Origin of the sequence: Mycobacterium paraintracellulare, from assembly GCF_000276825.1 — a bacterium.
Taxonomy (GTDB): Bacteria; Actinomycetota; Actinomycetes; order Mycobacteriales; family Mycobacteriaceae; genus Mycobacterium; species Mycobacterium intracellulare.
The window spans coordinates 3,084,454-3,105,363 of the sequence record NC_016948.1; the positions used below are offsets into that span (position 1 = coordinate 3,084,454).

The 20,910-nt window shown below is 66.4% G+C and carries 19 protein-coding genes; 10 read left to right on the forward strand and 9 right to left on the reverse strand.

Annotated features, from left to right (window positions below):
* Positions 1-6: 6 nt before the first annotated feature.
* From OCQ_RS14220 to OCQ_RS14235, 4 genes are read right to left on the reverse strand one after another with little or no spacing between them, the layout of a single operon-like run.
* Positions 7-783, reverse strand: coding sequence for an SDR family NAD(P)-dependent oxidoreductase (locus OCQ_RS14220; RefSeq protein ID WP_014385021.1), 777 nt, complete (start codon positions 781-783; stop codon positions 7-9).
* A gap of 15 nt (positions 784-798) precedes the next feature.
* Positions 799-1,767, reverse strand: coding sequence for a VOC family protein (locus OCQ_RS14225; RefSeq protein ID WP_014385022.1), 969 nt, complete (start codon positions 1,765-1,767; stop codon positions 799-801).
* Positions 1,767-2,978 carry a CaiB/BaiF CoA transferase family protein gene (locus OCQ_RS14230; protein WP_014385023.1) on the reverse strand — a complete coding sequence of 404 codons (1,212 nt, stop codon included), beginning with the start codon at positions 2,976-2,978 and terminating at the stop codon, positions 1,767-1,769. Before OCQ_RS14230 ends, OCQ_RS14225 begins: the two co-directional genes overlap by 1 nt.
* Positions 2,975-4,468, reverse strand: coding sequence for an aldehyde dehydrogenase family protein (locus OCQ_RS14235; RefSeq protein WP_014385024.1), 1,494 nt, complete (start codon positions 4,466-4,468; stop codon positions 2,975-2,977). The genes OCQ_RS14230 and OCQ_RS14235 overlap by 4 nt, the downstream gene beginning before the upstream one ends.
* Before the next feature lie 111 nt (positions 4,469-4,579).
* Here OCQ_RS14235 and OCQ_RS14240 point away from each other — a divergent pair, with 111 nt between their 5' ends.
* From OCQ_RS14240 to OCQ_RS14260, 5 genes are all read left to right on the forward strand, one after another.
* Positions 4,580-5,785: an acyl-CoA dehydrogenase family protein gene (locus OCQ_RS14240; RefSeq protein ID WP_014385025.1), complete on the forward strand. Its 1,206-nt coding sequence runs from the start codon at positions 4,580-4,582 to the stop codon at positions 5,783-5,785.
* 53 nt (positions 5,786-5,838) lie between these two features.
* Positions 5,839-6,870 carry an acyl-CoA dehydrogenase family protein gene (locus OCQ_RS14245; protein WP_014385026.1) on the forward strand — a complete coding sequence of 344 codons (1,032 nt, stop codon included), beginning with the start codon at positions 5,839-5,841 and terminating at the stop codon, positions 6,868-6,870.
* Between the two features lie 25 nt (positions 6,871-6,895).
* A complete protein-coding gene (locus tag OCQ_RS14250; protein ID WP_014385027.1) occupies positions 6,896-8,038 on the forward strand; it encodes an acyl-CoA dehydrogenase family protein in 1,143 nt (380 codons plus the stop codon).
* Between the two features lie 109 nt (positions 8,039-8,147).
* Positions 8,148-8,888 carry a FadR/GntR family transcriptional regulator gene (locus OCQ_RS14255; protein WP_014385028.1) on the forward strand — a complete coding sequence of 247 codons (741 nt, stop codon included), beginning with the start codon at positions 8,148-8,150 and terminating at the stop codon, positions 8,886-8,888.
* Positions 8,885-9,712: a PaaI family thioesterase gene (locus OCQ_RS14260; protein WP_014385029.1), complete on the forward strand. Its 828-nt coding sequence runs from the start codon at positions 8,885-8,887 to the stop codon at positions 9,710-9,712. Before OCQ_RS14255 ends, OCQ_RS14260 begins: the two co-directional genes overlap by 4 nt.
* Positions 9,713-9,724: 12 nt before the next feature.
* Here the strand turns inward: OCQ_RS14260 and OCQ_RS14265 are convergent, their stop codons facing one another.
* Positions 9,725-11,845: a tannase/feruloyl esterase family alpha/beta hydrolase gene (locus tag OCQ_RS14265; RefSeq protein WP_014385030.1), complete on the reverse strand. Its 2,121-nt coding sequence runs from the start codon at positions 11,843-11,845 to the stop codon at positions 9,725-9,727.
* A 112-nt stretch (positions 11,846-11,957) separates the two neighbouring features.
* On the opposite strand from OCQ_RS14265, the gene OCQ_RS14270 reads away from it, so the two are divergent.
* Positions 11,958-12,623, forward strand: coding sequence for a TetR family transcriptional regulator (locus OCQ_RS14270; RefSeq protein WP_014385031.1), 666 nt, complete (start codon positions 11,958-11,960; stop codon positions 12,621-12,623).
* A 63-nt stretch (positions 12,624-12,686) separates the two neighbouring features.
* On the opposite strand, the gene OCQ_RS14275 is transcribed toward OCQ_RS14270, so the two are convergent.
* Genes OCQ_RS14275 through OCQ_RS14285 form a run of 3 tightly spaced genes read right to left on the reverse strand, consistent with a single transcriptional unit; the run spans position 12,687 to position 15,886 of the window.
* Positions 12,687-13,496: an enoyl-CoA hydratase/isomerase family protein gene (locus tag OCQ_RS14275; RefSeq protein ID WP_014385032.1), complete on the reverse strand. Its 810-nt coding sequence runs from the start codon at positions 13,494-13,496 to the stop codon at positions 12,687-12,689.
* Positions 13,497-13,508: 12 nt separating this feature from the next.
* Positions 13,509-14,669 carry a thiolase C-terminal domain-containing protein gene (locus OCQ_RS14280; protein WP_014385033.1) on the reverse strand — a complete coding sequence of 387 codons (1,161 nt, stop codon included), beginning with the start codon at positions 14,667-14,669 and terminating at the stop codon, positions 13,509-13,511.
* Complete coding sequence (locus OCQ_RS14285) at positions 14,666-15,886, reverse strand: OB-fold domain-containing protein (protein ID WP_014385034.1); 1,221 nt, start codon at positions 15,884-15,886, stop codon at positions 14,666-14,668. The genes OCQ_RS14280 and OCQ_RS14285 overlap by 4 nt, the downstream gene beginning before the upstream one ends.
* A 148-nt stretch (positions 15,887-16,034) precedes the next feature.
* On the opposite strand from OCQ_RS14285, the gene OCQ_RS14290 reads away from it, so the two are divergent.
* From OCQ_RS14290 to OCQ_RS14305, 4 genes are read left to right on the forward strand one after another with little or no spacing between them, the layout of a single operon-like run.
* Complete coding sequence (locus tag OCQ_RS14290; RefSeq protein ID WP_014385035.1) at positions 16,035-16,859, forward strand: SDR family oxidoreductase; 825 nt, start codon at positions 16,035-16,037, stop codon at positions 16,857-16,859.
* Between the two features lie 9 nt (positions 16,860-16,868).
* Complete coding sequence (locus OCQ_RS14295; protein WP_014385036.1) at positions 16,869-18,020, forward strand: acyl-CoA dehydrogenase family protein; 1,152 nt, start codon at positions 16,869-16,871, stop codon at positions 18,018-18,020.
* Entirely contained in the window at positions 18,017-19,114 is a 1,098-nt protein-coding gene (locus tag OCQ_RS14300; protein WP_014385037.1) for an acyl-CoA dehydrogenase family protein, read from the forward strand. Before OCQ_RS14295 ends, OCQ_RS14300 begins: the two co-directional genes overlap by 4 nt.
* 10 nt (positions 19,115-19,124) lie before the next feature.
* The gene (locus tag OCQ_RS14305; protein ID WP_041785015.1) at positions 19,125-19,904 is read left to right on the forward strand and encodes an SDR family oxidoreductase; all 780 of its coding nucleotides are present in this window, start codon (positions 19,125-19,127) and stop codon (positions 19,902-19,904) included.
* Positions 19,905-19,949: 45 nt separating this feature from the next.
* Here OCQ_RS14305 and OCQ_RS14310 read toward each other — a convergent pair whose 3' ends face one another.
* Entirely contained in the window at positions 19,950-20,777 is an 828-nt protein-coding gene (locus OCQ_RS14310; protein WP_014385039.1) for an enoyl-CoA hydratase/isomerase family protein, read from the reverse strand.
* Positions 20,778-20,910: the final 133 nt, after the last annotated feature.

Genomic DNA, 20,910 nt, shown 5'->3' on the forward strand with positions numbered 1-20,910 from the left:
CACGGATTACGGCGCCCCGCCATCGGCGTAGATGGTCTGTCCGGTGACGAACGCACAGATGTCCGAGAGCAGGAAGGCGATCAGCGCGCCGATCTCGTCAGGCTGCCCGGGCCGACCGAGGGCGGCGTCGAATCCGAAGTCCTCCACGAGTGCCCGCTCGAGTGCCTCGTCGTAGGGATAGCCCTTGCTTTCGGCGATGTATCCCCGAACGGCATGCAGCGCATCGGTTTCCACTGCGCCGGGGGCAACGCTGTTCGCCCGGATCCCCGATTTTCCGTGGGTGCGCGCAATGCCGCGGGTGAACGTGGCGACCGCCGCCTTGAGGCTGGCGTAGGGTAACCGAGGCTCGTGTGGCGAGCGGGCCGAGTATGCGGCGGTGGTCACGATCGCGCCACCGTTGACCGCGAGGTGCGGCAAAGCAGCTTGCACGCTACGAGTGGTCGCCAGAAGGACGTCGTGAAACGCAGTGTCCCATGCGTCGTCGTCCGAGTCGATGGGCATCATCCCCGCGGTGCCCATGGTGACGGCGATGCCGTCGAGTCGGCCCAGGATGTTGACGGCTTCCTCGACGGCGGCGACCGCCGCGCCGGGTTGACTCACATCAAAGGTCAAGCCGTGCGCCGCGGCAGCGCCTGATTCGGCGATCTGGGCCGTCGCGCCCTTGGCTTTGGCCTCGTCGCGCCCGACCACGACGACGGACGCGCTTTCGCGAGCCAGCGCCCGTGCCGCCGCCAGCCCCATACCGGCCGTTCCGCCGACGACGAGATATCCTTTTCCCTCCATCTGGAGATGCATCCGTCAGCTCCTTCCCGTGGAGGGGCTGAAGTGACTGAGCGGCCGCTCGACGAACTCGAACACCACGCCGTCGGGCGACCGTAGAAATGCGATGTGCAGGCCCTCGATCTTGGTTCCCGGCAGCGGACACCACACTGGATCACCCATCCGCTCAATCGAATCGGGCACCTGCGCCAGTGCCTCGCCCACATCCTCCACCCGCAGCGCGCAACGGTAGAGGCCCTGGCGGTTACCGGCCCAGGGCACCGGGGTATGCGCGGTTCCAGGATGTTGCACCACCACCAGTGCGAACTGATTCCCATCCTCGGCCAGCGCGTAACGCGCTATGACGCAATCGGTTTCACCTGTGCCGTCCGGGCTGAGCTGCGCACCGGCGACCCGCATCACCCGCGGCGCATCTACCTCTTCGAACCCGATGGCGGTGAGAAACTCGCCCGTCGCGGCCGCGTCGATCGCGGCGATCCTGATCCCATTGAACAGTGTGAATAACGCGCCATTCGCGCCCCCGGCATCAACCGGTGACTCGACCACCTCGATCACCACGCCATCAGGGTCCAGCGCGAGGACCGACTTGCCGTCATCGATGAGGCCGTCGACCGGATCGCCCACCGTCAGTCCCCCGTCGCGCAATGCGGTCACGGCGCCGTCGAGGTCAGCGACCGCCAGTTGCACCGACCGGATTCCGGGGCGCACCGGGTCGCGACTCGGGTCGCGACTCAACGTAGGCGAGCGGTATTCGATCGCCTCCAACGCACAACCTGCGCGACCGCCACGCGCGTCGTAGAGAAATGCGGTGGCGCAATATGTTTCACCGTCGAGGCCGAGAATGGTGCCGTCGGTGGCGATTTTCGGGTCCGTACGCATACGTGCCCTCAGACCCAGTATGTCCCCGTAGACGTACTCCGTGCGGTCCAGCGATTCGCAATTGAGATTGACGTGCAGGAAGCGCCGCGCGAGGTCCTCCGAACCCACTACAGCACCACCGAGTTGATCTTGAACTCGATGATTTCGTCCTCACTGAAGCCGAGCTCGGCCAGCAACGCGTCGGTATGTTCACCGTGTCCGGGCGCACACGTCAGGTCCAGCGGCACCTCGTCGAACTGCACCGGGCTGGCCGCCAGCGCGAACTCATTGCCACTGGCATTAGTAGCTCGCGGCAGATACCCGTTGGCGATCGTCTGCGGGTCCTCGTGTACCTCGCGGGCGGTGCGCATCACGTCCCACACCCCCTCGAAACCGCCGAAAGCCTTCTCCCAATGGGAAAGGTCCTGCGACTCAAAGGTCCGGCGCAGTTCCGCGATGCACTCCTTGCGGTTGCCGAATCTCACCATCGCCGAAGCGAAGCGCTCGTCATCGATCAGGTCGGTGCGGCCCAGCCGGGTGCAGAAGTCCGCCCAGAATCGGTCGGCCTGCAGCAGCACGAAGGCGATGAACCGGTTGTCGCGGGTCTTGTAGATGCTGGCTACCGGGTTGGGCATCTCGTCCAGGTTGAACTTCGGGATGTCTTGACCGGTGACGCCTGATCCGACGATGTCCGGACCCAACTGCCAGATCGCGGCGTTGAGCAGCGACACGTCGACCACCGACGGTTCTCCGGTGCGCTCGCGCTTCACCAGCGCCGCAGCGATTCCGCCCGCGATCGCCAGCCCGCCGTAGGAGTCGCCGAACGCCGGCCGCTGGATGGGCGGGTACGAACCGTCACCCGCCGAGTAGGCGTCGCCGATTCCGCCTCGGGCCCAGTACGCAGCCAGGTCGAAGCCGCCCTGCGAGGCGAGGTCGCCGCGGGTGCCGTAGCCGTGCCCGCGGGCATAGATGATCTTGGGGTTGCGCGCACGTACCTGCTCGACGTCGATCCCCATCCGCTGGCGCGAATCCGGCAGCAAGTTGGTGACGAAGACGTCCGCGGTTTCGAGCAGCTTCATCAGCAGCTCCAACCCGTCGGGGGTAGAGGTGTCCAGCCCGATGCTGCGCTTGCCCCGGTTGGGCTGCTCGATGAAGTGATTCACTCCCCCGGCGGCGGTGACGATTCCGGAGCTGATCAGGCCACGCTGCGGATCACCGGTTTCGGGGTGCTCGATCTTGATGACGTCGGCGCCCCAGTCGGCGAGGACGGCACCGGCGGCGGGGACGAACGTCCACGCGGCGAGTTCGACGACGCGGATTCCGCTGAGAATGTCGCTCACAGGGGGTATCCGATCGTCTTGGTCTGCAGATGTTGCTCGAAGCCTTCGATGCCGTTCTGCCTGCCGATGCCGCTCATCTTGTACCCACCGAACGGCGCGTCGGCGCCGTAGTACATGCCGCTGTTGATCATCAGTGAGCCGGTTCGGATGCGGCGCGCGACTGCCATGGCCCGCTCGTCGGAGCCCATGATTCCGCCCGCCAGGCCATAGGTGGAGTTGTTGGCCATCTCGACGGCGCCGTCGTCGCCGCCGTCGTACGGCGTGATGGACAGCACCGGCCCGAAAATCTCCTCCTGGAAGATCGTGTGGTCCGGGGCGACGTCGGCGACGACGGTCGGCGCCACGAAATATCCGCGGTCCAGGCCCTCCGGCACCCCGCCGCCGGCGGTGACGCGGCCTCCCTCACGCTTGGCGGTCTCGATGTAGTTCAACACCCGGGCCTGCTGCTTAGCCGACACCAGCGGCCCGCAGAAAGTATTCGGGTCCGAGGGGTCGCCGACCGTGAGGGAGCCGAAGGTGGCGCTGGCGACCTCGACGGCCTGGTCATAGTGCGAGCGCGGCACGAGCATCCTGGTGGCCAACGCACAGCCCTGACCGGAATGCATCAGCGCGCCAATGCAACCGGGCAACGCCATGCCCATGTCGGCGTCGTCGAGCACCAGATACGCAGACTTCCCGCCGAGTTCAAGCATGTTGCGCTTCATGGTGTCGGCCGACAGCCGCTGGATCAGCTTGCCGACCGCGGTTGATCCCGTGAAGGACACCATGTCAATCCGCGGGTCGGTGGCGAGCACCTGGGCGATGTCATTGTCCGACGCCGGCACGATGTTGACGACACCGGCCGGGATGTCGGTCTTCTCGGCGATGATCCGGCCCCACCGCAACGCGCTCCACGGCGTCTCGACGGCCGGCTTGAGCACCATCGTGTTCCCAGTGGCCAGGATCTGGCCCACTTTGTTGCTGATGATCTCGAACGGGAAATTCCACGGCGTGATGGCGCCGACGACACCCATTGGTTCCTTGACCACGACGCGGTTGTACGGCACGCCCATCTTGGCGTCCTCGTCGAGCATCCGCTCCCACTGGAAGGTCGAGATCAGCTGGGCCGGATACCGGATAGCGTCGGCGAGCGGCCATTCCAGCTGCGCGATGTAGGTCATCCCCACCGTCGCGCCGACTTCGGCGATCAGCTCAGCACGGATGTCCTCTTTTTCCTCCTGCAGCGCTTCGTGCAACTGCATCAGGCAGCGTTGCCGGAACTCGTGGTTAGTCGACCAGTCGGTGGTGTCGAACGCACGGCGGGCGGCGGCGATGGCCTCCTGCATGTCCTCTGCGCTGGCGTCGGTGGCGTGCCCGAGCACTTCCTCATTCGCCGGATTGATGTTGTCGACGGTCTTCCCCGTCGACGAATCCCGCAGCCGCCCGTCGATAAACAGCCTGGCCTCGGGATTGAAGTTGACAGTGGCGGCGGCGATGGGTGAAGCCGTCATTGGCGATCCCTCTCACTGAATTGTGGGCATGAGTTATTGTAGCCTCTTATAGATAACTGTTTAGCTGATTCTGGCATGCGTCAGGGTCCGGCGTCCATGAAGGGGGGTCGGTTGTCCGTCCCTGTCGACAGCGCCATTGACAGCAGTGGCCGACTCGAATATGCGGCCGACGTCGCGTCGTACCGCCAGGACTTCAGGCGTTACCTCCGTGACCTGGAAACAGCCGACGATTGGCGCTCGGCCGCATTCACCAGCGCCGAGGACGGCCTGGCCCACGACGCTCAAGTGATGGCACGGCTGCACTCCGACGGCTGGAACCGGTATGGCTGGCCGGAGGCGGCCGGCGGTCTCGGTGGAAACGAAATCCATCGGGCCGTGTACTACGAGGAACTCGGCTACGCGATGCTGCCGATACCGGCGCAACATTGGACGTTGGAGACCCTGGGTCCGGCCCTGCTCAAGTTCGCTCCCGGCCTGGCCGCGGCCTACCTGCCCGGCTACCTCAGCGGCGCCGAATGGTGGGGCCAGAGCTTCTCCGAACCGGAGTCCGGGAGCGACCTCGCCACGCTGCGCACCCGCGCGGTCGCTGATGGCGACGGCGGCTTCGTCATCAACGGGCAGAAGATCTGGACCAGCCAGGGTCCGACGGCCACCCGACTGCTCGTGCTGCTGCGTACCGGTACGACGGAGAGCCGCCACCGCGGACTGACGATGATCATGGTCGACGCCGACGCGCCAGGGGTCACTATCCGGCCGATCGCGCTGGCAAGTGGCCGTCGCGAACTGGCCGAAGTGTTCTTCGACGATGTCAGGGTCGACCGCGAACGAGTGATCGGCGACGTCGACGGTGGCTGGGCGGTGGCGATGCACCTGATGCAGTACGAACGTGGCATGTACGGCTACGCCGTCCTCAATAAAGTGCTCATCGAGCTGAGCCGGCTGCGGGAGGACATGGTGATCGCCGGTGCGACCGAAGCGCAGCGCCAGCGCTTCGCCCAGGTCTACGTCGACGTGATTGCCGCCCAGGCCCGGACCGCCACCACTGTCCGGCGACTGGCTGCGGGTGAATCAGTCGGCGCGGACAGCAGCATCGACAAACTCCTCTTCGGCCGGGCCGAAAAGCAAGTGAACGACCTGGTCCTCGAGATCGGCAGGGAGCAGATGCTGGCCGGAACCGGTCGCGGCGGCGCGGCGCTGAACACCGCGCGCGCCGAGTGGTGGTACTCGCGGGCCGCCACGATCATGGGCGGCACAGCCGAAGTCCAGCGCGGCATCATCGCCGACCACCTCCTCGGGTTGCCCAAGGAGAAGAGATGAGCCGCGCCCGCGACGATGCGGGCCGCTTGGCGGCCCGACCAGGAGCGACGCCCATGAGCAAGGAGGGCCAACCGATCGACGAGTCGTGGCCAATGGTCGAGGAAGCCGTGTTCCGTCTCTTCGAAGAACTGGCAGGCAAGTCCGGCAACGGTGCCGTCCCCGCAGCGACATCGGGCTCGGCGGAACACGTGGCGATCGGTCCGCGTCTGGCCGAGCTGGGCTGGTCGGATATCGAAGCCGAGTATCCCGTCGAGGCGTGCGAGCTGCTGTTCCGCGCCGAGGGTCGATCGCTGGCCCTCACTGACTGCCTTGATCGCGTCATGTTGGCTGAGCTCGCCGAACTGCTCGACGAACCCGCCGACCACGTTCTGCTGCCCGGGCTGAGCCCTGGACATATTCCGGGTTCCGATGACGATCGGGTCTCGGGCATCGTGCTCGGCCCACTCGAGGGTCGGTTGGTCGTCCCGGTGTCGAGGCCGATGGGGGCGGTGTCGGTGGGTGTGGTCGACTCGTCGCGGCTCGACGGCGAGCGCATGGACACCTTCGACGCATCGGCGTTCTGGACTCGGGTCAGTGGTCCGCTGGACGCCAGTCTCGTCGAAGCGTCCACCGAATGGGACCGGGCGATGGCCGCGGCACACCGGGCGCTGGCCACCGAACTGGTGGCGCTGGCCGAGCAGGCGTTGCGCATCGCGGTCGAACACGTCAGCGTGCGCGTGCAATTCGGCGCCCCGATCGGGTCGTTCCAATCGCCGCGCCACGCGCTCGCCGATGCCTCGGCGGTGCTGGCCGGCGCGCGGGCGCTGCTGAGCGAGTCCTGGCGCTACGGCGGCCGGCTATCGGCCGTGACCGCCAAGGCCGCGGCCGGACGCGCACACCGCGCGGTCAGCGACGTGGCGTTGCAGGTGTGCGGCGCGATCGGCCTGACCGCCGAGCACGACCTGCACCGTTACGTCACGCGTGGCTTCCAGGTTGATGCGCTCTGTGGGTCGCACGATCACCTCGAAGCGCTGCTCGGCGAACGGCTGTTCGAGATCTACGCTCCGGGCCGTGCATTGCCCGCCATCGTCACGTGGTCCGACTAGAAGAAAGCCGAGCAAAGGGAAATCCATGCGCCGCAACATCTTCGACGAGATCCACGACGACTTTCGAGCCAGCGCTCGCGAGTTCTTCGAGCGGGAATGCGTGCCGAACATTGAGAAGTGGGAACGCGACGGCAAAGTCAGTCGCGAGGCGTGGCTGGCCGCGGGGGCCGCTGGCCTTATCGGGTGGGAGTTCGACGAGAAGTACGGCGGCCTTGGGGTCAAGGATTTCCGGTTCAACCAGATCATCTCCGAGGAGATGTTCCTGACCGGATCGGTGGGCATCGGTCTTGGCGTCCAGAACGACATCCTGGTGCCGTACCTCAACCACCTCACCACCGACGAACAGAAGGCCCGCTGGCTGCCCAAGTTCGTCTCCGGTGAGTACATCGGCTCGATCGCGATGTCAGAGCCTGCGGCCGGATCCGACCTGGCGGGCATCAAGACCACCGCACGCGACGAGGGCGACCACTGGGTTGTCAACGGCCAGAAGACGTTCATCAGCAACGGCCTGCTGTCCAAGCTGGTGCTGACTGCCGTGAAGACCGACCCGACCGCCAAGCACAAAGGCATCAGCCTGCTGATGATCGAAGATGGCATGGAAGGCTTCACCCGCGGCCGCAAGCTCGACAAGATCGGCCAGTACTCCGCCGATACCGCGGAGCTGTTCTTCGAGGACGTCAAGGTGCCCAAGGAGAACTTGGTCGGCGAACTCAACCGCGGCTTTTACCATCTGGTCTCCAATCTGCCCAGTGAGCGGGTCGGTGTGGCCTGTTACGCGCTGCCCGCCGCTCGTCGAGCACTGGACCTGACCAAGGCGTATGCGCTCGAACGCACCGCGTTCGGTCAGCCGATCGGCAAGTTTCAGGTCAACAGGCACTTCCTCGCCGAAATGCAGACCAAACTCGATGCCGCTCAGACCTACCTCGACCAATGCGTGCTGTCGGTCAACGACGGCACATTGTCCGATCAGGATGCCGCAGGCCTGAAATGGTGGACCTCAGAAGTTCAGTGGGAGATCATCGACCGCTGCCTACAGATGTACGGCGGCTACGGCTATATCAACGAGTACGAAGTGGCGAGGCTCTGGCGGGATTCGCGGGTGCAGCGACTCTACGCCGGCACCACCGAGATCATGAAGGACCTCATGGGACGGGCGATGGGGTACTAGGGGTGACGTTGCTTACTGACTGGCGCCAATCGCTGGATCCACCGGCTGGTTCGGCTAACCTTCTAAACGGTTATTTGATTCGCATATTCGCATAGCGGTGGAGGTTGCAATGGAGGTCACCAGTCTTCGGGAACCGAAGATGGCCGATCGGGTGGCCACGGTGTTGCGGCGGATGTTTATCCGCGGCGAAATCACCGAAGGCACCATGCTCCCCCCGGAATCGGAGCTGATGGAGCGTTTCGGCGTGTCCCGGCCGACACTGCGGGAAGCGTTCCGCGTGCTCGAGTCCGAGTCGCTGATTCAGGTCCAGCGAGGCGTGCGCGGCGGGGCCCGCGTCACCCGGCCCCGGCGCGAGACACTCGCCCGCTACGCCGGCTTGATCCTCGAATACGAAGGCGTCACGGTCAAGGACGTCTACGACGCCCGGGTGACTCTGGAAGTTCCGATGGTCGAGCAGTTGGCCAAGGACCGCAACCCCAAGGTGATCGCCGAACTCGAGCAGATCGTCGAACGTGAGTCGCAGCTGAATCCCGGCAGCGAAGCCGTCGATCAGCTCACCGATTTCCACGCCGCGATCGCGCGGCTGTCCGGCAACAGCACCCTGCAAATCGTCAGCGACATGCTGCATCACATTATCGAGCAGGCCAACCGGTCGCTCCAGCCCACCAAGGGCACGCGCGCCGAGCAGGCGGTCCGTCGCTCAGCGAAAACCCACCGGATGGTGCTGGACATGATCAAGGATGGCGACGCCGAGAAGGCCGGCCAGCTCTGGAAGCGCCATCTGCAGAAGGCGGAGGAGTTCGTCCTGACCGGCGCCGAATTGTCCACTGTCGTAGACCTTCTCGAATGACCGGTGTCGACGAGCGGGTAAACCAGCACGATCTCGAGACACCCGACTCGATACAAGTCCGATTCGGTATCGAGTACGTCGAATCGCGCCCGGCGGAAGCCATTGCCGCGCTGACCATGCCGATGGAAAGGTGTCGCAATCCTTTCACCGGAGCGCCGACGGTCGGCCCGTTGGCCATCCTCGTGGACGCGGCGGCCGGCATCGTCAACCACTATCGGCGTCGGCCCGGCCAGTGGACGGTATCGAGCGAGTTGTCGATGGAGCTCGGCCTGGACGGCGTTGGGGACCTCGACGGTCCCGTGCTGGCCACCGCGCACACACTTGGTCCGCTCGGTACGACTTCGCTCGGGATCTGCACGCTGACCTACCGCGGAACGGTGATCGGCGGCGGCACGGTGCGGTCGTTCTTCATCGACGCCGATGACGTTGTCCCCCAGCAACGGCCGGAGACCCTGCGCAGGTCGGCTGAGACCACGTTCGCCGAGCTGATGGCGGTGCACGTTGCGGAGGATGGTCCGGCGACGGTGCTGGCGCAGCGCGTCGACCGCAACCTGAACAACGACATTGACATCGTGCATGGGGGCGTGGCCGCCGCCGGCTTGGAGCTCGCGGCATCGGCGGCCCTGAACCGGGACCGTTCCGACGCTCTGCTACAGACCGCGTCGCTGCGAGTGAACTTTCTGCGTCCGTTCTTCGCCGGCACTAAATCCCGCTATGAGGGCACGCCGCTACGCGTAGGTCGCAACACCGGCGTGGGCGATGCGCAGGCCATCGGCGACGACGGCAAAGTGGCGATCACCGCGCGGGTGACCGCCTACCGCTGAGGTCGACCGCGCTCACGAGACGACCACACGGACCTGCGCGACGTTGGCAATTCGGCACGAGCTCGCGGCCGGGTCACCATCTCGATGCGAATGGACTCGGCCGGTCACGAAATACTCGCCTGGCCGATCGAACGCGTGCTTGGTGGAGAGGGTGACGGACGCCGCCGATCCGTCGACGCCGTCGTGGCTGAACGGGAAGAAGCCGGTGCCGTCGAAGTCCCAATCGGCGGACACGATCGTGCCGGCGCCCGGAGGCACCGTCGCTCGGAGCTCCAGCTCGACCGCTTCGCCCACCCCCACCTCCGCTCGCTCGCCGCCGTTGACGGTGACCGCGATGACGGCTTGGATCCCGCGGCGCTCGGCGGCGTCCGGGGACAGGATCACCTTGTTCTCGGCGAAGCCGAAGGCGGTGTCGACGGGCTCGATGCCGTCCTCCACCCACGCGATCAGATCAGCCAGCGATTGCTCGATGTACGGCATGTAGTCGATCAGCCAGGTGTTGCTGGCCCGGTTGGGTAGTGAGGGCACCATCATCGAGGGGCCGTGCTCGGCGTTCTCGACCCAGCGGAGCCGGAACCGCTCCTTGGCGCCCTCCTCCCCCTGTGCCCGCAGCACGGCTTCGCGATAGATGATTCCCTGCGGGGGCCATAGCGACGAGTCCTTGGTGTGGTGGACCCAGATGAGCTTGCCGCTGTAGAGCCCGGAGTAGCCGACGCCCATGAGGGCCGACTGCCGCGGAACGGGGTGCTGCGGGTACACGGGTCGATCATCCACGCGCAGGGAATCGAACTGTGGATCGCTCATCAGGTGGTGCCGGGCGAAGTAATGGAAGGCCAGGAAGTCGCGGTTGTCGACCTGTACCTCGTCGCCGGGTAGCACGTCGCTGAACCTGAGCAGGTTAGCTTCGCCCACGCCGTCGCAGTAAAAGACGTCGTCGGCGTGGGCTCCGCAGTAGAGCCGCCGCCCGGCCGCCGCTCCGGTGAGCACGGTGACGCTCGCGCCGAGCCGATAGCCCGTCTGCCCGAGGCCTTCGAGCTCGACCACCATGGGCAGCGACGGATCTCCGCCAAGGCTCGAGAACACCAGGATCAGCAGGCGGAAGTTCTGGTGCCGGGACTCGAGGAAGCGCGGATCCGCCAGGACGTCGGCGCCGGTGAGCACTTTCGCCACGGTGGCTCGTTCGTTCAGGATGTCGCGCTCGACGAGGCCCGGCTGGTCGAAGCCGACGTAGCCGGGCTTGGTCCAGAAATCCTCGAAGTAGGTGGGGTCCTGCTCGAGCAGCGATGTGGCCATCGAGGTCCAGAGCCACATCTGGCCGAGGGGCTTGCCGATCATGTACTCGTCGCCACGCGGGAAGCCCTGCCGGTACAGGCTGGCCAGCTCCTCGCGCTGGTGGGTGGTCAACCCGACGAAGGGATCGCCATGCCCGCCGGGGGCCATAGCGTCGGCGATCGCGTCCGTCTTGTCGCCGAGCAGGCGCTGGCGGTTGAACATCGTGGCGAACGACATCACCTGGGCGCCCTCGATCTTCTCCGTGCTGCCGTGCTCCACGATCGGCCCGCCGCCCATGAACGGCAGCGCGCCGTCCCAAGCGTCGGGCGCGTTCTCGAGGCACAGCGGCGACCGCCGCCCTCCGCCCGATCCTCCCCAGACGTAGGCGTGATGGGGCGCCTCGCCGTAGACCTGCGCGGCGACGAACTTGGCCAGTCGGGCCGTCTCTGCGCTGGCGCGGTGTCCGTAGAGCGTCGGGTCGTCGCCCCCTCGGGGGTCGAGGTCGTCGCCGACATGACCCTGGTTGGACTCCACCATGCAACCGCCGAGGCGGGCGCACATCCGCAGCCCGCCAAGGAAATCCGCCATCAGGTCGTTGTCGAAAGCGTTCTCGTGGCCACCGTGAGCGCCCTCGAGCGGCTGAAGGATCCGTCCGCGGTACTGCCCGTCGGTCGGGAACCAGAACGCCCAGCGAGTGGCGGTGTCCGCGAACCCACCGTGGACGTAACGATGCGCGATCGGTTCCGATCGCTCCTCGTCGACGTCCACGTACGGCGTACCGAAGAACCCGTCCGTCGACACGTATCCCGCAACGTCGATCGTGGCGTTTCCGATCTCGGAACGCCGGCCAGTCTCGGTCATCGATGCCTCCCCACGCTCGCATCGCCGCCACTACGCCGCCCGCTGGGCGTAAATAGTTGCGGGTGTCTGCCAACTCTGGCACTCACTGCCATACGTTGTCTAGAGTCGTGTCGTGATAACCAAGTCCGCCGCGCCATCCCCGCTTTCCGAAGAAGGGGTCTGGGATCGTCGCCGTCGCCTCGTCGCGGGCGAGATCGAGCAGGTCGCGCTCCGGTTGTTCGCCGAACAGGGATACGACAACGTCACGACCGACGACATCGCCCGGGCATGCAACATCTCCGCACGGACGTTCTTCCGGTACTTCGCTACGAAGCGGGACGTGCTCCTCGCGGTCCCGCGCCGCAGCCTCGTCGTCCTGTGCGACGCGGTGGACCAGCGCCCCGCAAACGAGGACCTCCTGACCTCGTGGCGAGCGGCCGCCATCGGTGTCCTCGGTGGTGACGCGGTCGATCTCGCCCTGATCGAGCAGCTCAAGGTGCTCGTCCGCGACAGCCCGGCCCTCGTCGACACGATCAACGGCGACGCCGAGCTCACCGAGCGATTCGTGCGGACCAACGCCCAGCGGCTCGGCGTCGACCCGGCAACGGACCTGCGTCCGATCATCGTCGCAGGGGCTGTGCGCAACGCGCTGATCGCGGCATTGGACCAGTGGTCCTCCGGCCGGGCCGACGACCTCGTGCGATCCTTCGGGGAGGCCTTCGACATCCTCGCTCGCCTCGACGCGATCGGTGGCCGACGCGCCGCCAAGACCTCGCGTTCGCGCACCCGTCGCACGTAACCGATCCGACGTGTGACGCGGTCACCGCTCGAACGGCGTTGCGCCGCAGGGTCCGACGAGCCCCTACTTCTTCGAGCGTGCCCGGAACGCGGCCACCCGCTTTTTGAACTCCGGGGTGGAGAACGACGTGTACTCCTCGGCCAGCGCGTACTCCAGCACACCGAGCGCGGCTCGCGACAGGTGCATGTTCATCGCAACCTTGCTGGCGCGCAGTGCCTGGGGCGGCAGACCGGCCAACCGCTCCCCTATCGCGAGCGCCTCGTCCAGCACGGTGTCATCGGTGGCCACTTTGGTGACGAGGTTCAGCTTGTCCGCAATTGCCGGAGTGATCCGATCCCCCAGCAGCACATACTCTTTGGCCTTCATCAGACCGATCAGCAGCGGCAGCATTGCCGCGCCGCCGTCGCCGGCCACCAACCCGACCGCGACGTGCGGGTCGGCCAGATAGCTGCTCTCCCCCATCACGAGGAAGTCACTCAGCAACGCGATCGAACAACCGAGACCGACAGCCGGGCCGTTGACCGCCGACACCAGCGGCTTGGGGAAGTTGATCACCTCCAGGAACACCGTGCGGGCCTCGGCTATCTGGAATTGGCGGGCCACCGCGTCGTCGATCAGACGTCCGAACATCACCATGTCGCCGCCGGCTGAGAACGCCTTGCCGATACCGGTCGTCACCACCGCCCGCACGTCGTCGTCGGCAGTCAGTACCCGCCAGATCGTGGCGAACGCATGGTGGACCTGCTCGTTGACGGCGTTGAACGCCTCCGGCCGGTTGATGCTCACGACGTGGACGTTGCCGCGCTTCTCCACCAGTAGCCACGGCGCAAATTCTTCGTAGCCAGGCAGAGTAGCGATCTCGGAAGTGGTCATGTGATGGTCCCGTCAGTTCTTCTCGTTGGAAAGGACGGTGACCGCGGAGACCGCGGTCGGCCCACCGATATTGTGGGCCAACCCGACTCGCGCACCGTCGACCTGATTCTCTGCTTCACCGCGAAGCTGATTGAACAGTTCGTAGCACTGTGCCACCCCCGTGGCACCCGGCGGGTGCCCCTTCGCCTTCAACCCGCCGCTCGGGTTGATCGGAATCGATCCGCCAACGTAATGTTCACGGCCCTCGACCAGCTTGTAGGCCTCGTAACGATGGGCGAACCCCAGATCCTCGTAGCTGATCAACTCGACGCCGGTGAAGCAGTCGTGGACCTCAGCGACGTCGATGTCGCGCGGCGTCACGCCGGCCATCTTCATCGCGGCCTTGGCGGCGCGCACCGTCGGCGGGAAGGTCGTCATGTCGCCCTTGTGCTGGTGCATCACCCGGTCCATGCCCAGCCCGACGCCGCGAACCCAGACCGGACGGTCCGTGTAACGGTCGACGACCTCCTCGGCGGCCAAGATCACCGCGGCCGCGCCATCGCTCTGCGGGGTGCAATCGTAGAGTCCGAACGGTTCGACCACGATCGGCGCGGCCAGCGCCTGCTCGACGGTGATCTCGTAGCGCAGTTGAGCTTTCGGGTTCTTCACCGCGTGGAAATGGTTCTTCACCGCCACCATCGCCATGTGTTCCTTCGTCGCCGGCGAGTCGTGCAGGTATCGCATCACGTGGAGCGCGAAGTTGGCCGGCGCAACCAGTCCCAAGGGGTAGTCCCAGGCGTTGTCACGTGTCATCGCCGCCCAGTCCCAGAACGTGGTGTTCGATGACGTTTCGCGGACCTTGTCGGCCCCGACCACCAGCACCACGTCGTAGAGGCCCGAGGCGATGGCCAGCGTTCCGTTCCGGATCGCGTCATTACCCGTGGCGCAAGCATTTTCGACTCGCGTCACGGGAATCTCGGTGAGGTCAAGGGTGTCGGCCAAAATGCCGGATGGGAACCCGTCGGTCGTCGAAAGCTCACCGAACCACGCGGCTTCGATGTCGGATTTCTCAATGCCCTTGTCTACCTTGGTGACCGCTTCGGCGTAGGCCATCGGGATCAGGTCCTTGACGCCAAGGGCGAAGTGTTCGGCAAAGGGCGTCATCCCCGCGCCGACGATGGCAACGTTTCTCATGCAACGACTCCTTCCAGCGTCCGCCCCGGCCAGAATGCATAGCCGTAGTCGGGGATGCCGGCGCGAATGGCGATCCTGCGCAACACGACTGAGCCCGGCTGTCCTATCGCCGCCTCGCCGGCGCGTACCCCGGTGACCTTGAGCAGCACCCGCACCGGGCTGTCGTCGAGCTGAACGACGGCCAGTGAGTATGGGCTGGGTAGGTCGGGCACCGGGATCCGCACTGTGGTGTGGGTATAGACGGTGCCGGTGCGTGGCAGCGGCTCGAGCCGGTATTCGGTGGCCAACCGTCCGGCATTGTCGACTCGCAGCCGCGGCGGGAACTGCGGCGCCGCGTCGATGCCCGGGCTTTCCTCGAAAACCGCTGCCTCCCAGCGGATCTTCGGCTCGAAAGCGCGCGCATATGCGGGCATCGAAATCGGGATGCCGACACCGTCGGCGACGCGGGCCTTCGGTAATTCCTGGGCCGGAAACTCATCGCGGGCGATCCGGGTCTCGGTTCCCGCGGACGCCAGGTGCGCCGCGCTGATGCTGGACTGCTCGACCGCGAGCAACAGGCCCTCGATGCCCGCCTCGATCGCATCGGCCAACAGCAGGATGATCGCCGCGCTGGAGACAGCGGAATCCGCAACGGCGTGCGTCGTATCGAAGTCGCCCGCGACATGCGCCAGGGGCACGCCTGCCGCCGCGGCCACCGTCGGAGTTCCGGTCAGGCCCAATCGGGTCAGGGTGGAGCGCACCCCGACCTCGCGTTGCAGCCGGGGGTCGACGTAGGCGTGGCGGGCGCCGTCGGCACCACGGGCGCTTAACGGCAGGCTGCGCGTCTGGCGTGCCAGCGGGGTCACGACGGCGCCGTCATCGCCGGTGAGCACCGCGCCCGCCCCGGTCGCGAGATCGTTGTCGTCGGCGGCGATCACCAGGGTCCTTTCGCCGGCGCTGACGATTTGGTCCAACACCGCGGGTGCGCCGCCCAGCACCTCCGTCACGGCGGTGTCAGCCGGCAGCGACAACGCCGCCAATAGCACCGCGCCGTTGCCACCTTCCAACAGCGGAAAATCGCGAGACACCAGCACCACCCGTCGCGCCGTGGCGTCGGGATCGGCCGCGCGGCCGGCGGCGACGGCCATCGTCAGCGCGTCCTCGTCGGGACCCTTGACCCGCCGGTTGCGCACAGCCCAGGGCGGCAGATAGGTGCCGACCGAAAAGACCCGAGTCATAGATCCCCGCTTTTGTGGATGACTGCGCGTTACATCGCGCGACTAATGATCTATATAGTTATAGCATTCGACCGCATACTCTAGCGACCGACGGAAGGGTCAACGAACCGTGGGCAATCCCCATCCTCGCACTCTGGAGGATCGCGTCGTGGTGATAACCGGCGCCAGCCGCGGCATCGGCGCCGCCATCGCCGAGCGGATCGCCGAAGACGGTGCGGCCGTGGCATTACTGGCCAAAACTGAGGCGCCGAATCCCAAGATCGCGGGCACCCTTGCCGAGACCGCGGACGCCGTGCAACGTGCGGGTGGCCGGGCGCTCCCGCTGACCTGCGACGTCCGGGACGCGGACGCGGTGGCGTCGGCGATCGCTTCGGTGGCCGAGAAGTTCGGCGGCATCGACGTCATCGTCAACAACGCCGGGGCCCTGGATCTCCGGCCGACCGCGCAGTTGCCGCCTAAGAACCTGCGCCGGCTGCTGGAAATCAATGTGGAAGGGCCGTTCGCGGTGGTGCAGGCCGCACTTCCGCACCTGCGCCGGTCGGGCAACGCGCACGTCGTCAACGTCTCACCCCCGCTGAACATGGACCCCAGATGGGTAGGCGCCCACGTGGGGCACACCGTGGGCAAGTACGCCGAAAGCCTGCTCACCCTGGGCTGGGCCGAAGAGTTCGCCTCGGTGCCGATCGCGGTGAACTCGCTGTGGCCGGCCACCACGATCGCCAGCACCGGAATGATGGTCGCAATGGGAGAGGCAGCGGTACGCGCGCAGGCCCGTAGCCCACAGATCATGGCCGAGGCGGTGCACGCGCTCGTCACCCGACCCGCCGCGGCGTGCAGCGGCCATTTCTACACCGACGAGCAGATCCTGCGGGAAGAAGGCCGCGAGGACCTGTCGGGTTACCTATTGGCCCCGAGCGAGGAGGACTTAACGCCCAATTTCTATCTCCTGTCGGCCCCGGTGCCCACGGTTTAGGAAGCGGCTGTGGTGAATTCGTTTGACGCCTTGAGCGCCCGTGAGCCCGAGTTGGTCAAGCTACGGCTCGCCGTGCGGGGCTTCTTACAGTCCGACCGCGCTGAATTCGGGTGGCAGCCCGGCGTCGACTCGTGGTTGGGCGGTTGGGACGAGGAGTTCTCCGCCCGGCTGGGCGCCGCCGGGTTCACCGGCCTGACCATCCCGAAGCGGTACGGCGGCCACGGGCTGGGGCATCTCCACCGCTACGTGGTGACCGAGGAGCTGATCGCGGCGGGTGCGCCTGTGGCGGCGCACTGGACCGCCGATCGCCAGGTCGCGCCGGGCCTGTTGACCTACGGCACCGAGGAGCAGCGCGAACGTCTATTGCCCAAAATCGTTGCGGGCAAGCTTTATTCATCGATCGGCATGAGCGAGCACGGCGCCGGATCCGACCTGGCCGCCGTGCAGACCAAGGCCGTCCGCAGCGACGGCGGCTGGCTGCTCTCCGGTAGCAAGGTGTGGACCAGCGGGGCCCACCACGCGCATCAGGTCGTCGTGCTGGCCCGCACCAGCCCGCCGGACCCGCAGCAGCGGCATGCCGGCTTCAGCCAGTTCTTGGTGCCATGCGATGCCGAGGGCGTCCGCGTCGAACCCATCATCTTGATGTCGGGGGCACACCACTTCAACGAGGTTCTGTTCGACGGGGTCTTCGTTCCCGATGCCGACGTGCTCGGTGACGTCGGCAACGGTTGGCACCAGGTCACCTCCGAATTGTCGTTCGAACGCAGCGGGCCCGAACGGATCCTGTCCACCGGCCCCCTGCTATTCGCTGCCATCCGTGCACTCGGCCGAGTCTCGCTGCCCGACGACCGCACCGCCGCCGACATCGGTGACCTGATGGCGCGGTTGATCTCGCTGCGGCAGCTGTCGTTGTCAGTGGCCCGCACGCTCACCGAGGGCGGCGATGCCGCCAATCAGGCGGCGCTGGTGAAGGACCTCGGCACGCGTTTTGAAGCCGAATCAGTGGGGTCGATCGCCGATCTACTCGAGGCGACGCCACCGAATTCCGAACTGCAGACGATGCTGAACACCGCGTGGCTGCACAAGCCCATGTTTACCTTGCGCGGCGGCACCAACGAGGTGCTGCGCGGTGTGGTCGCCCGCGGAATGGGGCTGCGGTGAGCGCTCTGGCCGGCGGGGTGTTCGCCGCGACCGACGCCCGGGACGACGATGCGGAGCTGCGTCAACTCGTCGACGACATTGGGCAGCGCGCTTATGACGCGGGGCTGGGCCACCGCGGCGTCCCAGACCAGTTCGACGCCGTGCTCTGGCGCAACCTCGAGGACACCGGGCTGGCCAGGCTGACGAGCACGCCGGACATGGGAGCCGGCCCGCGCGAGTTGGCGGTTGCGCTCTACGGCGTGGCCCGCCACGCCGGCGCGGTGCCGTTGGCCGAAACCGACGCGCTTGCCGGGTGGCTCGGACAGCAGGCCGGCGTCGAGCTGCCCGCCGGCCCGCTGAGTGTCGCGATCGCCGATGCCGAAACCGACCACGGCCGGGTCACCGGCACCGCGCACGCGGTGCCATGGGCACGAGCGTGCACCGCCGTGGTGCTGGCCGTCAGCGCGCCCGCTGGACTTCAGGTCGGCGTGATCGACGTGACGCCCGGTGAGCTGCGAGAAGGTCACAACCTGGCAGGCGAACCGCGCGACTCGATTGCCTTCGACGTGTCGGCCGACCAGTTGCACGCCGTAGACCCGACGGTGGGCGCCGAGCTGGCTCGGCGCGGCGCGTGGTCACGCTGTGTGCAGACCATCGGAGTGTTGGATGCCGCCGCAGCGCTGTCGGTAGAGCACACCCGCCAGCGCATCCAGTTCGGTCGTCCGCTCAGCGCTTTCCAGTCCGTGCAGCAGTCACTGGCCGGCATGGCCGGAGAGATCGAAAGAGCCCGTGCCGCTGCGGAATTGGCCGTTGCCGCCGCTGCCGAGCACGGCTTCGCGTCGCCTCACACCGACTACGCCGTCACCGTCGCCAAGGTGGCGGTCGGCCGGGCCGTCGGGCCGGTCACCAGCGTTGCCCACCAGCTGCACGGCGCGATCGGCGTCACCAGTGAACACCCGCTATGGCTGTTCACCTTGCGCGCTCAGAGCTGGACCAGCGATTACGGCAGCACCACGCATTTCGCGCGGCGACTCGGCCGGCTTGTCCTGGCCGCCGAGGATCCGTGGAGTTTGGTGACGGGCGATCTGACTCAATTGGAAAACAACAGTAGATAAGGGAGAACTAGTGACAGTGCAGCAATTTGAGGGCGCCTCGGCGATTGTCAGCGGAGGAGCAGGTGGCCTGGGCGAGGCGACGGTGCGTCGGCTCCATGCCGAAGGACTTGGCGTGGTGATCGCCGATCTCGCCGCCGACAAGGGCAAGGCGCTGGCCGACGAGCTGGGTGGCCGGGCACTGTTCGTCAGCACCGACGTAACGAGCGACGACAGCGTGCAGGGCGCCATCGAGCAGGCCAACCAGCTCGGTCAGCTGCGCTACGCGGTCGTTGCACACGGCGGCTTCGGGGTGGCCCAGCGGATCGTGCAGCGCGACGGCAGCCCGGCCGACATGGCCGGTTTCACCAAGACCATCAACCTGTATCTCACCGGCACCTACAACCTGACACGGCTGGTAGCGGCTTCGGTAGCCGCCGCCGAACCCCGCGAGGACGGCGAACGGGGTGCCATCGTCATGACAGCCTCGGTCGCGGGCTATGAGGGTCAGATCGGCCAGACCGCTTATGCCGCAGCGAAAGCCGGTGTCATCGGGTTGACCATCGCTGCCGCTCGCGACCTCAGTTCGGTGGGCATCCGGGTCAACACCATCGCCCCTGGAACGATGAAGACGCCGATCATGGAGTCGGTCGGCGAGGAGGCTATCGCGAAGTTCGCTGCCAACATCCCGTTCCCGAAGCGACTAGGCACTCCAGCCGAGTACGCCGACGCCGCGACGTTTCTGCTGTCCAATGGCTACGTCAACGGCGAGGTGATGCGCCTCGACGGCGCGCAGCGCTTCACTCCGAAGTGACCGGCGCGCGCTACGGGCCGGCTCGCACCGGCCTGTAGCGGCGCGCTACAACCGCCCCTCTACCCGAAGCTTCGGGTGCACCCAGTCGGGCGAGTTCTTCTGCTTGAACGCCCGGAAGCCTTCGGCCGCTTCAGGTCCGAAGAGACTGGTCGTCATGCCGATCCGGTCGTAGAGCCCGAGGTAGTTGTCCAGGCTCGCCTTGACCAACCCCCGCGCTCCCGGAGCGGTCCGGCAGCACTGCGCGAGCAGCTCCTTGGCGACGCTCAACAGGTCGTCGTGCGGAACAACCCTGCTCACCATTCCCCAGTCGAGCGCCTCGTCGGCGTTCAGCGTCCGTCCGGTGAACATCAGGTCCTTGGTCCGGACCGGTCCAATGAGCCGGGCCAGCACCTGGCTGTAGTACGTGTCGGCGATGCCACGGAACAATTCCGGCACCCGGAATACAGCCCGATCGCTCACCACGGCGAGGTCGCTGCACATCGCGATCTGCAGGCCACCGCCCTGACAGAGGCCGTTGACCGCGGACACGACCGGCTTGGCCGACTGCCGCAGCGTGTCGAACGGAGTGACGTCGGTTCCCAGGGTGGACGCGAAGTCCATCCAGTTGTCTGCTGCTTTCTGACCCAGGTCACCTCCCGGTGCGAAGACGTCGCCGGTGCCGGTGATGAGCAGGCCGGCGAGGTCGGGGTCGGCATTGACGCGACTGACCGCGTAGCGGATCCCGAAGTACATCGCAGGCGTCATCGCATTCCGGGCCTCGGGGCGGTCCAAGGTGCAGATCGCAAATGCGCCTTCACGCTCAAACCTCAGGTAGGGGCTGCCCAACCAGTCACCGTCGGGTGGGCGCGGACCGCCATTGGGGCTGTCGGGCATGTGGGATCCCTTCCAAAGCTCTGAGTGTGCCGTCGTCCACCAAATTAGCCAAATAGTTGTATGATTCCAAGCCGTCGGCGTAGCATCCTCGACGTGGCGTACGTCACTGCGTCGCGCCCCACCAACGCGCTGA